This window comes from Streptomyces camponoticapitis (assembly GCF_014646115.1).
GTDB lineage: Bacteria > Actinomycetota > Actinomycetes > Streptomycetales > Streptomycetaceae > Streptomyces > Streptomyces camponoticapitis.
The window spans coordinates 55,592-68,491 of the sequence record NZ_BMMV01000005.1; the positions used below are offsets into that span (position 1 = coordinate 55,592).

The 12,900-nt window shown below is 73.1% G+C and carries 10 protein-coding genes and 1 tRNA gene; 7 read left to right on the forward strand and 4 right to left on the reverse strand.

Annotated elements, in window-relative coordinates:
• The first annotated feature begins 92 nt into the window (after positions 1 to 92).
• The 3 genes from IEY79_RS09310 to IEY79_RS09320 are packed head-to-tail and all read left to right on the forward strand — an operon-like array spanning position 93 to position 4,755.
• Positions 93 to 989: an FAD binding domain-containing protein gene (locus IEY79_RS09310; RefSeq protein ID WP_189106898.1), complete on the forward strand. Its 897-nt coding sequence runs from the start codon at positions 93 to 95 to the stop codon at positions 987 to 989.
• Complete coding sequence (locus tag IEY79_RS09315) at positions 986 to 2,449, forward strand: (2Fe-2S)-binding protein (RefSeq protein ID WP_189106899.1); 1,464 nt, start codon at positions 986 to 988, stop codon at positions 2,447 to 2,449. The genes IEY79_RS09310 and IEY79_RS09315 overlap by 4 nt, the downstream gene beginning before the upstream one ends.
• Positions 2,446 to 4,755 carry a xanthine dehydrogenase family protein molybdopterin-binding subunit gene (locus IEY79_RS09320; RefSeq protein ID WP_189106900.1) on the forward strand — a complete coding sequence of 770 codons (2,310 nt, stop codon included), beginning with the start codon at positions 2,446 to 2,448 and terminating at the stop codon, positions 4,753 to 4,755. The genes IEY79_RS09315 and IEY79_RS09320 overlap by 4 nt, the downstream gene beginning before the upstream one ends.
• Before the next feature lie 328 nt (positions 4,756 to 5,083).
• On the opposite strand, the gene IEY79_RS09330 is transcribed toward IEY79_RS09320, so the two are convergent.
• Positions 5,084 to 5,155, reverse strand: a tRNA-Cys gene (locus tag IEY79_RS09330).
• A 191-nt stretch (positions 5,156 to 5,346) separates the two neighbouring features.
• On the opposite strand from IEY79_RS09330, the gene IEY79_RS09335 reads away from it, so the two are divergent.
• From IEY79_RS09335 to IEY79_RS09350, 4 genes are all read left to right on the forward strand, one after another.
• Complete coding sequence (locus IEY79_RS09335; RefSeq protein ID WP_189106901.1) at positions 5,347 to 6,804, forward strand: MFS transporter; 1,458 nt, start codon at positions 5,347 to 5,349, stop codon at positions 6,802 to 6,804.
• 218 nt (positions 6,805 to 7,022) lie between these two features.
• Positions 7,023 to 8,807 carry a DEAD/DEAH box helicase gene (locus tag IEY79_RS09340; RefSeq protein ID WP_189106902.1) on the forward strand — a complete coding sequence of 595 codons (1,785 nt, stop codon included), beginning with the start codon at positions 7,023 to 7,025 and terminating at the stop codon, positions 8,805 to 8,807.
• 368 nt (positions 8,808 to 9,175) lie between these two features.
• Entirely contained in the window at positions 9,176 to 9,817 is a 642-nt protein-coding gene (locus IEY79_RS09345) for a helix-turn-helix domain-containing protein (RefSeq protein ID WP_189106903.1), read from the forward strand.
• Positions 9,818 to 9,886: 69 nt separating this feature from the next.
• Positions 9,887 to 10,684, forward strand: coding sequence for a S16 family serine protease (locus tag IEY79_RS09350; RefSeq protein ID WP_189106904.1), 798 nt, complete (start codon positions 9,887 to 9,889; stop codon positions 10,682 to 10,684).
• On the opposite strand, the gene IEY79_RS09355 is transcribed toward IEY79_RS09350, so the two are convergent.
• From IEY79_RS09355 to IEY79_RS09365, 3 genes are all read right to left on the reverse strand, one after another.
• Positions 10,614 to 11,948, reverse strand: coding sequence for an MFS transporter (locus tag IEY79_RS09355; protein WP_189106905.1), 1,335 nt, complete (start codon positions 11,946 to 11,948; stop codon positions 10,614 to 10,616). The two genes, IEY79_RS09350 and IEY79_RS09355, sit on opposite strands and share 71 nt — an antisense overlap.
• Positions 11,945 to 12,130, reverse strand: coding sequence for a hypothetical protein (locus IEY79_RS09360; RefSeq protein WP_189106906.1), 186 nt, complete (start codon positions 12,128 to 12,130; stop codon positions 11,945 to 11,947). Before IEY79_RS09360 ends, IEY79_RS09355 begins: the two co-directional genes overlap by 4 nt.
• A 124-nt stretch (positions 12,131 to 12,254) precedes the next feature.
• Positions 12,255 to 12,878 carry an ArsR/SmtB family transcription factor gene (locus IEY79_RS09365; protein ID WP_189106907.1) on the reverse strand — a complete coding sequence of 208 codons (624 nt, stop codon included), beginning with the start codon at positions 12,876 to 12,878 and terminating at the stop codon, positions 12,255 to 12,257.
• Positions 12,879 to 12,900 lie beyond the last annotated feature (22 nt).

Consider the following 12,900-nt stretch of genomic DNA (forward strand, 5'->3'; position numbering starts at 1 on the left):
AGATGTGCCAGAGTTGCCTCGTCCGGCCTGTGAGCACGTACGGTACGGCCAACACAGACGGACAGCCGGGACACCGGGAAGGGGCAGCTGGGTTGACCACGCACGCACCGCAGACGGCGCAGTCCGTGACGCTGCCGGCCTCGCTCGACGAGGCCGTGGCGGCGCTGAGCGCCATGCCTGCCGCCGTGCCCGTCGCGGGTGGCACCGATCTGATGGCCGCTGTCAACAAGGGCCTGCTCAGACCGGCCGGCCTGGTCGGCCTCGGCCGGATCAGCGAACTGCGCGGCTGGCACTACCAGGACGGACACGCCCTGCTGGGCGCCGGACTCACCCACGCGCGGATGGGGCGGCCCGACTTCGCCGCGCTCATCCCCGCGCTGGCCGCGTCCTCGCGCGCCGCGGGGCCGCCCCAGATCCGTAACGCCGGCACGCTCGGCGGGAACATCGCCACCGCGGCGCCCACCGGCGACTCGCTGCCCGTGCTGGCGGCCCTGGAGGCGGACCTCGTCGTCGCCGGCCCGGGCGGCTCCCGCCGCGAGATCCCCGTCTCCCATCTGCTGGCCGGCCGCGAGATGCTGGCGCCCGCCGAACTCATCGGCTTCGTACGGGTCCCGCTGCTGCACGCCCCGCAGGTCTACCTCAAGGCGACCGGCCGCACCGGCCCCGGCCGGGCCACCGCGTCCGTCGCCGTCGTGCTCGACCCGGCGCGCCGGGGCGTGCGCTGCGCGGTCGGCGCCATCGCGCCGATGCCGCTGCGCCCGATGGAGGCCGAGCGCTGGATCGCCTCGCTGATCGACTGGGACGCGGACCGCGGGCTGGCGCCCGAGGCGCTGACCGCCTTCGGCGAGTACGTCGCCGCGGCCTGCATCCCCGACCCGGCTCCGGCGGCGGACGGCAGCGAGCCGCCCGCCCTGCCGCCCGCCGTGCTGCACCTGAGGCGTACCGTCGCCACTCTGGCTCGACGAGCACTGGGGAGGGCGCTGCCGTGACCACCGACGAGAACGAGAACTCCGGGACTCCGGAGGGGCGTCGACCGGACCCTTCGCACGGGCACCCGCAGGGACGCGGCGCCTGGCAGCCGATCCCGCAGGGCGGCGAGTACGACGCCGAGGCGACCGCCTTCGTCCAACTGCCGCCCGAGGACAGGGCGGACGCGCCGCTCGCCGCACGCGGGCACGGGTACGTACCGCCGACGATCGACCAGCGGCAGCCGGACGGGGGCGTCGGACCCGCGGGTCCGGCCGCCGCCGGGCAGTGGGCGGCGCGGACCCCGCAGGCGCAGCCCGATCCGTACGGCTACGGGTCGGGCCACGGGCAGTCTCAGGGGTACGGCGCGAGCCAGGCCGCCGGGCCGGACGCGCCGCGCGATCCGCAGGCGACCGGGCAGTGGTCCTTCGCCGACGGCGCCGCCGACTCCCGTACGGAGCCTGGACCGGGGGCTCCGCCGGGGCCCACCGGCCAGTGGGTGATCCCGGTCATCGGTGAGGAGCTTCCCGACGAATCGGGCGAGTTCACCACCTCGATGCCGACCACGTCGCAGTGGTCGGGCGGTGCGCCGCCGGCCACACTTCCGGGAGGTGCGCGCGCTCCGTGGGCGCCCGAACCGGAACCGGTTCCGGAGCCCGTGGCTGAGCAGCTGCCCGAGGCCGTCGACGTACCGGAAACCGCCGTGCCCGCGCCCCCGCACGAGCACGAGGCGGAAGGCGAGCCCGAGCCCGAGCCCGACCCATCGGCCGGGGTCACCGGGGCCGAAGCCGTACCGGAATCGGAAGCGGAACTCGCGCCCGAGCCCGCGGGCGACCTCGAGCAGGCTCCGGAGCCCGAACCCGAACCGGCCCCCCTCACCAGCAGCAACGACAGCGCGGAACACCCCGCCAACTCCTACGTCCTGCGCGTCAACGGCGGCGACCGCCCCGTCACGGACGCCTGGATCGGCGAGTCCCTGCTCTACGTCCTGCGCGAGCGCCTCGGCCTCGCCGGCGCCAAGGACGGCTGCTCACAGGGCGAGTGCGGCGCCTGCAACGTCCAGGTCGACGGCCGTCTCGTCGCCTCCTGCCTCGTCCCGGCGGCCACGGCGGCCGGCTCCGAGGTCCGTACGGTCGAGGGCCTGGCCTCCGACGGCGAACCGTCCGACGTGCAGCGCGCGCTGGCCAACTGCGGCGCCGTGCAGTGCGGTTTCTGCATCCCCGGCATGGCCATGACCGTCCACGACCTCCTCGAAGGCAACCACGACCCCAGCGAGCTGGAGACCCGCCAGGCGCTGTGCGGCAACCTCTGCCGCTGCTCCGGCTACCGGGGCGTGCTCGACGCCGTCGGCGAGGTCGTCGCCGAACGCGCGGCGAGCGCCGAGGCCGCCGCCGACGAGGCCCGTATCCCGCACCAGGCACCACCGGGCGCCGGCGGCGCCCACCCCGCACCTCTCGACCCGCACGACGGAGGCATGGCGTGAGCAACGACGCGGCCACCGAGACCCAGGCACTCGACGGCCCCCAGCAGGAGCCGCCCGCGCTGGGTCTCGGCGCTTCTCTTCCTCCGGCCGACGCCCGCGCCAAGACCGAGGGCACGTTCCCGTACGCCGCCGACCTCTGGGCCGAGGGCCTGCTCTGGGCGGCTCTGCTGCGCTCACCGCACCCGCACGCGCGCATCCTGTCGATCGACACGTCTGCCGCCTCCGAAATGCCGGGCGTACGGGCCGTGGTGACCCATCTCGACGTGCTCGGCGACCCCTCCTACGGCCGGCTCGTCGCCGACCGTCCCGTCTTCGCCTCCGAGATCGTGCGTCACCACGGCGAGGCCATCGCCGCCGTCGCGGCGGACCACCCCGACACCGCGCGTATGGCCGCCGCCGCCATCGCCGTCGAGTACGAGGTCCTCGACCCGGTCACCGATCCGGAGAAGGCCTTCGAGGCCGAGCCGCTGCACCCCGACGGCAATCTGATCCGCCACATCCCGCTGCGCTACGGCGACCCCGACCTCATGGGCGAGGTGGTCGTCGAGGGCCTGTACCGCATCGGCCGCCAGGACCCGGCCCCCATCGGCGCCGAGGCCGGACTCGCCGTACCGCGTCCCGACGGCGGAGTGGAGATCTACACCGGCTCCACCGACCCGCACACCGACCGCGATCTGGCCGCCGCCTGCTTCGGCCTCGAACCCGACCAGGTGAGGGTCGTCGTCACCGGTGTCCCCGGCGCCACCGGCGACCGCGAGGACCCCGGCTTCCAGATCCCGCTCGGCCTGCTCGCGCTGCAGACCGGCTGCCCGGTGAAGCTGGCCGCGACCCGCGAGGAGTCCTTCCTCGGCCACGCCCACCGGCACCCGACGCTGCTGCGCTACCGGCACCACGCCGACAGCGAGGGCCGGCTCGTCAAGGTCGAGGCGCAGATCCTCCTCGACGCGGGCGCGTACGCGGACGCGTCGTCCGAATCCCTCGCGGCGGCTGTGGCGTTCGCCTGCGGGCCGTACATCGTCCCGCACGCCTTCATCGAAGGCTGGGCCGTACGCACCAACAACCCGCCCTCCGGTCATGTCAGGGGCGAGGGCGCGATGCAGGTCTGCGCCGCTTACGAGGGCCAGATGGACAAGCTGGCCGCCAAGCTCGGCATCGACCCGGCCGAACTGCGCCTGCGCAACGTGCTGGCGACCGGCGACATCCTGCCCACCGGGCAGACCGTGACCTGCCCGGCCCCCGTCGCCGAACTGCTGCGCGCCGTACGCGACTTCCCTCTCCCCGCGCTTCCCAAGGACATCCCCGAGTCGTCCTGGCTGCTGCCGGGCGGCCCGGAGGGCGCGGGCGAGCCCGGCGCCGTGCGCCGAGGTGTCGGCTACGCGCTGGGCATGGTCCACATGCTCGGCGCCGAGGGCGCCGACGAGGTCTCCACGGCCACGGTCAAGGTCCACGACGGCGTCGCCACGGTCATCTGCGCGGCCGTCGAGACCGGCCAGGGCTTCTCCACCCTCGCCCGCCAGATCGTCCAGGAGACGCTCGGCATCGAGGAGGTGCACGTGGCGTCGGTCGACACCGACCAGCCCCCGGCGGGCCCCGCGACGCACGGCCGGCACACCTGGGTCTCGGGCGGCGCGGTCGAACGGGCGGCGAAGATGGTCCGTACGCAGCTCCTCCAGCCGCTGGCGCACCAGTTCGGCATGTCGACGGAGCTGCTCCAGATCACCGACGGCAAGATCACCTCCTACGACGGGGTGCTGTCGACCACCGTCACCGAGGCGATGGACGGCAAGGAACTGTGGGCCACGGCCCAGTGCCGCCCGCACCCGACCGAGCCGCTGGACGAGGCGGGCCAGGGCGACGCGTTCGTGGGACTCGCGTTCTGCGCGATCCGCGCCGTCGTGGACGTCGACATCGAGCTGGGCTCGATCCGCGTCGTGGAGATGGCGGTCGCGCAGGACGTCGGCCGGGTCCTCAACCCGGCGCAGCTCGCGACCCGTATCGAGGCGGGTGTCACCCAGGGCATCGGTACGGCGCTGACGGAGAACCTCCGTACGACCCGGGGTCTGGTACGCCGTCCCGACCTCACCGGCTACGCCCTGCCGACGTCCCTGGACGCGGCGGACATCCGTATCGTCAAACTGGTCGAGGAGCGGGACGTGGTGGCCCCGTTCGGGGCGAAGCCCGCGAGCGCGGTGCCGGTCGTGACGTCCCCGGCGGCGGTCGCGGCGGCGGTGCGCGCGGCGACGGGCCGGCCGGTCAACCGGCTGCCGATCAGGCCGCAGTCCGCCGTGGTGACGGCAGGCGCGTAGCGCTCCGGACGACGGGACGGGGGCGCGCGCCCTCGCCCGTACCGGCGACCGCCCGGCGTTCGACCGGCTGGTGGGACCGTACCGGCGCGAACTCCACGTGCATGCTCACCGGATGCTCGGCTCGTTCCACGACGCGGACGACGTGGTCCAGGAGACGCTCCCGCGCGCCTGGCGTGCGCTGGACCGCCGTCGTGCTGCGCGACGTACTGGACTTCCCGGCGCGTGAGGCGGCGGAGGTCCTCGACACGACGGTGCCGGGACCAGCGTGACGGTCGGCGCGAGCCTCGACCGAATGAACGGGACGCGCCGAAGTGACAGGACGGAGAAGAGGCCGTGGCGGGAATCGAACCCACGTAACTCGATTTGCAGTCGAGCCCCTGAACCACTCGGGCACACGGCCGTGCGTACTTGTGACTCGACCGTAAGCGGGTCGGTGCCCGGCCCTCAAGGGAGCCGGGCACCCCGCAACGCGACTGCCACACGCCGTTCACGAGCGGCGGCCGGCGGGATCCGGGGCGTACGTCGAAGGGACCAGGCCGGCCGGGACCAGCGACAGGTTTCAACCGATGCCATGCCCCTTACCCTTTGCCCATGACCGCCCTGGAACCGAACGACGCCGGCATCGCCGCCGAAGCCGCCCCGCTGCCCGGCCCCCTCCACTCGCGCCAGGACGGCATCCTCGGCAGGACCCACCGGGCGCTCAGCGTCGGCATTGTCTGCGTCGTCCTGCTGATCGCCTTCGAGGCCACGGCGGTCGGCACGGCGATGCCGGTCGCCGCGCGCGAGTTGCGGGGCGTCTCGCTGTACGCGTTCGCCTTCTCCGCGTACTTCACCACCAGCCTCTTCGCGATGGTGCTCTCCGGGCAGTGGGCGGACCGCAGTGGCCCGCTCCGGCCGCTCGTCACCGGGATCAGCGCCTTCGCGGCCGGACTGCTGCTCTCCGGCACGGCGGGCGCCATGTGGCTCTTCATCGTGGGCCGGGCGGTCCAGGGTCTCGGCGGCGGGCTGGTGATCGTCGCGCTGTACGTGGTGGTCAGCCGCGCCTACCCGGAGCGGCTGCGGCCCGCGATCATGGCGGCGTTCGCCGCGAGTTGGGTGGTCCCCTCGGTGGTCGGCCCGCTCGCCTCCGGCACGGTCACCGAACACCTGGGCTGGCGCTGGGTGTTCGTCGGCATCCCCGTGCTGGTGGTGCTGCCGCTGGCGACCGCGCTGCCCGCGATACGCAAGATGGCGAGCGGCCCCGCCGACCCCTCCGGGCCGGTACCGGCCTTCGACAGGACCCGGATCCGGCTGGCGCTGGCGATCTCGCTCGGCGCGGGTCTGCTCCAGTACGCGGGCCAGGACCTGAACTGGTGGTCGCTGCTGCCCGGCGCGGCCGGCGCCGCCCTGATCGTGCCCGCCGTCCTCGGCCTGCTGCCGCGCGGCACCTACCGAGCCGCCCGCGGCATGCCGTCGGTCGTCCTGCTGCGCGGCGTCGCGGCGGGCTCCTTCATCGCGGCGGAGAGCTTCGTCCCCCTGATGCTCGTCACCCAGCGGGGGCTGTCCCCGACGCTGGCGGGCCTCTCACTGGCCGTCGGCGGCGCGACGTGGGCGCTCGGTTCGTACATCCAGTCCCGCCCCCGCATGGAGCCGCACCGCGAACGGCTGCTGATGGGCGGCATGGTGCTGGTCGCGGCGGCCATCGCCGCCGCGCCGAGCGTGCTGATCGAGTCGGTCCCGGTCTGGATCGTGGGCGTCGCCTGGGCGGTCGGCTGCCTCGGCATGGGCGCGGTCATCGCGTCGACGAGCGTGCTGCTGCTGAAGCTCTCCCCTCCTGAGGAGGCGGGCACCAACTCCGCTGCGCTCCAGATCTCCGACGGCCTCTCGAACGTCCTGCTGCTCTCGGCTGGCGGCGCGGCGTTCGCGGCCCTGGGCGGCGGCGCGGTGGGCACCCACACCCTCTCCACCCCGACCGCCTCCCACCCGGCGGCCTTCGCGGCGGTGTTCCTCCCGATGGCGGCGGTGGCACTGGCGGGGGTCTGGGTGGCGACGCGGGTACGGACGCGGTAGCCGTCCCCTGACGGGCGAAAGGCCCCTGGAACGCCAGGTACTCGGGTGCCACGCGCGGTCCGGAGGCGTGTCCGCCCGGATCGGACGCACGAGCGGATGTGATCCCTCTCCCACCCGGTGGGGGAGGTGTTCGTACGAGGATCGGGCCGGGCCGCCGGTAGGGTGGCCCGGTTGTCGTATCTGAGCCCGAGTAACCGAGCGTCCGCGAAGCGGAGACCGTGACTACTACCGCCTCCCACCACCTCTCACCCGCCTTTCCCGGCCGCGCCCCCTGGGGCACGGCCAACAAGCTCCGCGCCTGGCAGGAGAAGGCGCTGGAGCGCTATCTCCAGGAGCAGCCGCGTGACTTCCTCGCCGTCGCGACCCCCGGCGCCGGGAAGACCACCTTCGCGCTGACCCTCGCGTCCTGGCTGCTGCACCACCATGTCGTACAGCAGGTCACCGTCGTCGCGCCCACCGAGCATCTGAAGAAGCAGTGGGCGGACGCCGCCGCGCGGATAGGGATCAAGCTCGACCCGGAGTACAGCGCCGGACCGCTGAGCAAGGAGTACCACGGCGTCGCCGTGACGTACGCGGGCGTCGGCGTGCGCCCCATGCTCCACCGCAACCGCTGCGAGCAGCGCAAGACCCTGGTGATCCTCGACGAGATCCACCACGCCGGTGACTCCAAGTCCTGGGGCGAGGCGTGTCTTGAGGCCTTCGAGCCCGCCGCCAGGCGCCTCGCGCTGACCGGTACGCCCTTCAGGTCGGACACCAACCCCATCCCGTTCGTGGCGTACGAGGAGGGCCAGGACGGCATCCGCCGCTCCTCCGCCGACTACACCTACGGCTACGGCAACGCGCTCGGCGACGGCGTCGTGCGCCCCGTCATCTTCCTCAGCTACAGCGGCAACATGCGCTGGCGCACCAAGGCCGGTGACGAGGTCGCCGCCAAGCTCGGCGAGCCGATGACCAAGGACGCGATCTCGCAGGCGTGGCGCACCGCGCTCGACCCGCGCGGCGACTGGATGCCCAATGTGCTGCGCGCCGCCGACCAGCGGCTCACCGAGGTGCGCAAGTCCATCCCGGACGCCGGCGGTCTGGTCATCGCCACCGACCAGGACCAGGCCCGCGCGTACGCCAAGCTCATCCGCGAGATCACCGGTGCGAAGGCGACCGTCGTGCTCTCCGACGAGGCCGCGGCCTCGCGGCGCATCGACGACTTCAGCGCGAGCGACGAGCGCTGGATGGTCGCCGTCCGCATGGTGTCGGAAGGCGTCGACGTGCCGCGCCTCGCCGTCGGCGTGTACGCCACCACCATCTCCACGCCCCTGTTCTTCGCCCAGGCCGTCGGCCGTTTCGTCCGCTCCCGGCGGCGTGGCGAGACCGCGTCCGTCTTCCTGCCCACCATCCCCGGCCTCCTCGGCTTCGCCAACGAGATGGAGCTGGAGCGCGACCACGTCCTCGACAAGCCCAAGAAGGAGGGCGAGGAGGACCCGTACGCCGAGTCCGAGAAGGAGATGGCGGAGGCCGAGCGCGAACTCGACGAGGACACCGGCGAGCAGGACATGCTGCCCTTCGAGGCGCTGGAGTCCGACGCGGTCTTCGACCGGGTGCTGTACGACGGCGCCGAGTTCGGCATGCAGGCGCACCCCGGCAGCGAGGAGGAGCAGGACTACCTCGGTATCCCCGGGCTCCTGGAGCCCGACCAGGTGCAGATGCTGCTCCAGAAGCGGCAGGCCCGGCAGATCGCGCACAGCCGCAAGAAGCCCGACTCCGAGGCGGACCTGCTGGAGCTGCCGGCGGACCGGCGCCCGGTGGTCTCCCACAAGGAGCTGCTGGAGCTGCGCAAGCAGCTCAACACGATGGTCGGCGCCTACGTCCACCAGAGCGGCAAACCGCACGGAGTGATCCACACCGAGCTGCGCCGCGTGTGCGGCGGACCCCCCAGCGCGGAGGCGACCGGGGGCCAACTCCGCGAGCGGATCAGAAAAGTTCAGGAGTGGGCGACCCGGATGCGCTGAGCGCGAAGGATTGTTTTCCGCCTCTTCGGACGTCGCCCTGGCGTCTGGAGGGGCTTTTCTACGCGCGTCCGTTCCCGGGAAATCGTGCGATTGGTCAGAGCGATTCCCTTTTCGGCGCCTGTTCCGACCCGAACAGGGAGCAACTGCCCGTCCATGACCGGATTCTGGACGAGGTCTTCCGCTGAGCGGTACGGATCGCTAATGTCCCGTCATTACATACGCGCCGTGGCAGTGCCGCCGCGGAGCGCAGCCGGTGCGCCATGGCCTGCCGGCGGCCTCTCTCCGTGTGTCGCCGCTGGGACCGGCGCCGCGGGCTGCGTGAGAGTGCCGTCGTCATCTCACTCCGAAACTCCGAAGGAGAGGGCGTCGTGACCGCGGAGACCTCCCAGACGCTCGACCGGGGACTGCGCGTCCTCAAACTGCTCGCCGACACCGACCACGGGCTGACCGTCACCGAGTTGTCCAACAAACTTGGCGTCAACCGCACCGTGGTCTACCGACTCCTCGCCACCCTGGAACAGCACGCGCTGGTCCGCCGCGATCTGGGCGGACGCGCCAGAGTGGGCCTGGGGGTGCTGCGCCTGGGCCGCCAGGTGCATCCGCTCGTACGGGAAGCCGCGCTGCCCGCCCTGCGCGCGCTCGCCGAGGACATCGGTGCCACCGCGCACCTCACCCTCGTGGACGGCGCGGAGGCGCTGGCCGTCGCGGTCGTCGAGCCGACCTGGACCGACTATCACGTGGCGTACCGCGCCGGCTTCCGGCACCCGCTGGACCGGGGCGCCGCGGGCAAGGCCATCCTGGCCGCCCGGCAGGGCTCGTACACCGAGGCGCGGTGCACGCTGACCCACGGCGAACTGGAGGCGGGCGCGAGCGGCGCCGCCGCCGCTCTCGTCGGGGTGACCGGGATCGAGGGCAGCGTGGGTGTGGTGATGCTCGCCGACTCGGTGCCGGAGCGGGTGGGCCCTCGCGTGGTCGACGCCGCCCGCGAGGTGGCCGACGCACTGCGGTGAGGCGGCCACCGAGTGTCCGGGGGGACGGGCTCTGGACGGGGCCGGCGGACCGGCCGATAGATTGACGCTGTGCTTTCTCGTCTCTCCGGTCTCTCGCGCCCCCGCTCCCTCGCCCTCTCGGCGGTCCCCGTCGTCGCGCTGCTCGTCGTCGTCGGGGTCGCCCCCTTGCCGTACGCGGTGGCCCAGCCGGGCCTGACCGCGAACGTTCTCGGCGAGTACGAGGGCGAGCCCGTCATCTCGATCAAGGGTGCGGAGACCCGGAAGCCGCGGGGCGAACTGCGGATGACGACGATCCTGGCGACGGGACCCTCCGCCGACGTCGACTTCGGGGACGTGCTCGACGGCTGGATCCGGACCGACCGCGCCGTGCTGCCGCGCAACTCCGTCTACCCGGCGGGCCAGTCCGACAAGGAGATCGAGCGGCACAACACCGAGGAGATGGTGAAGTCGCAGAACGTCGCAGTCGACGCGGCCCTCGCCGAGCTCGGCCGGGAGCCGGACTCCGTCGACGTGACCCTGCACCTCGCCGACGTCGGCGGCCCCAGCGCGGGTCTCCTCTTCGCCCTCGGCATCGTCGACATGCTCGACGGCGACGGCGTGGGCGGCGACCTCACCGGCGGCCGTTCCATCGCGGGCACCGGCACCATCACCCCGAACGGCGACGTGGGCGCGGTGGGAGGTGTCTCCCTGAAGACGCAGGCGGCGGGCCGGGACGGCGCGACGGTCTTCCTGGTCCCGGAGGCGGAGTGCGCGGACGCCCAGTCGGAGCTTCCCGCCGGGATGCGCCTGATCCCGGTCAGGGCCCTGGGGGACGCGCTGTCGTCGCTGCGGGCGCTGGAACAGGGCGGGAAGGTCCCGGACTGCTGACGCCCTCCCGGTCGTCCGCCGTCTCCCGGCTCGCCGGGTCCAGCCCGCGCCAGACCGGGAGCAGGGCCGGGCTCAGCGTCGCCAGCAGATAGACCCCGCCCATCAGCAGCAGCGCGGTCGACAGGCTCGTGCCCTCGACCAGGAGGCCGGCCGCCAGGGCGCCCAGCGGCATCGTCAGCTCACAGCCGGCCGTCATGGCGCCCGCGACGCGGCTGCGGAGTTCGTCCGGGACGCGTTCGTACGTCACCGTCGTCAGGATCGGGTTGATCATCCCGCCCGCCACTCCGGCCGCGCCCATGATCACCGCGAGTGCCGCCGTGGAGTCGGTGAGTCCCGCCACCGCGAAGCGTGGCGCGCCGCAGAGCAGGACGGCGACGGCGAGGACCGTCCGGCGGGTGAAGTGGTGGCCGGCCGCGCCGTACAGCAGCGCGCCCAGCAGGCCGCCGGCCCCGAACACGGCCGTGACCAGGCCGAGTTCGGCGGCGCCGCCGAGGTTGCGTTCGGCGTGTACGGGGAGCAGGACCCCGTTCCAGCCCTGGTCGACGCCGTTCATGAACATCGCCATGAGGACGACCGCCGCCAGTAGCCGGGTGCGTGCCAAGTAGGCGTAACCCTCGCGCAGTTCGGCGATGTACGTACGCGGTGAGACCGGCGGCATGTCCTTGACCGGCTGCGCTCCCCGTACGCCCCGCAGCCCCGCGCCGACCAGCAGCGCCGACAGCAGATACGTCAACGCGTCGAAGAGCAGGGCGGCTTCGGCGCCGAGCAGCGCGATCACCAGGCCCGCGAGCGCCGCGCCGAGCATCCGGGCGCCGCGCTCGACCGCGTCGAAGAGGCTCGCGGCGCGGATGAGCGTGGTGCCCGCGTGTTCGGCGAGATCCGGTACGAGGACATAGCGGGCCGTGTCGCCGGGTGTGTGGGCGAGGCCGTGGAGCGCGACCAGTGCGCAGAGCGCCCAGAACGGGAGCGTGTCGGCACGGTGCAGCAGGGGGATCGCCCCGACGGAGAGCGCGCACAGTACGTCCGACGCGATCGAGACGCGGCGCCGGCCGATCCGGTCGATGACGGGGCCGCCGACGAGCGCGGAGACCACGACCGGGAGGGTGGCGCAGAAGGCGACCACGCCCGCGCGGCCGGCGCTGCCGGTGGTCTGGAGGACGAACCAGGGGATGCCGATCAGGCTCAGGGTCCGGCCCAGGGCGGAGATGGCGTTGGCGGTCAGGACGGCGGTGAGCGGCCACCGCCGTACCGCCGCGGCGCTCATACGGGCCGGACGCGGGCCCGCGCCGGCCGGTTGACGAGGCGCAGGCCGCACTCGACCAGGAGCCAGCCGAGCCGGGTCTGCCATCGCGTGGCGGGGGAGGGCGAGCGGTACGCGGTGGCCTCGGCACGCAGTTCGGTCGCGCGTATGGAGTGGAGCTGGAGGTGCACGTCAGAAAATGGCATGACAAATCGTCCCTTCACGCGCCGACTGCGAAGGCGCGGGAGTGGTGCTCAGGCGGATGAGGGGATGAGGGGATGAGGGGATGAGGAGTGAGGGTGGGGGAGCGGGGTGGGGTGAGCGGGCGGGTCAGGCGTCCGGAGTGTCGAGCCGCTTCTGCGGCAAGGCGTGCAGATGGACGCGTACCTGCGCCACGGACTCCGCCCCCTCGGGCACCGGAAGGTCCTCGTAGCTGGAGATCAGGTCATGCACGCGGCTCTCCAGCTCGGCCAGCAGATCGGGTGTGAGCCGCAGGGTGAAGTCGCTGAGGTCGGCCTTCGTCGCCCAGACCTCCGGCCAGTCGTGCATGGTCCCCAGCCAGGTGCTCACCTCCTGGCCGTGGATGGAGGCGACCTCGTAGAAGAAGGTGTTCAGCGCCCCGCGCACCTCGGGATCCGGGTCGAGATGCAGCGCGTCGTCGAGCATGATCCCCTTGTCCTCGGCCTTCCACCAGCGCTCCCGGCCCTTCCCGCGCTCGGGGTCGTCCGTGACGAACCCGTGGCTCGCGAGCTGCCGCAGGTGGTAGCTGGTGGCGCCGCTCGACTCGCCCAGCCGGTCCGCGAGCCGGGACGCGGTGGCGGGGCCGTGGTGGCGCAGCGCGATCAGCAGCCGCATCCGCAGCGGATGGGCGAGACCGCGCAGTGAGCGCGGGTCCAGGGTGCGGACGTCCTGCACGGGGGCGTTCGGTGCGGGGACGTCGGAGTTCTCGGCCATGAGCTCATCGTAAGCATGCAAA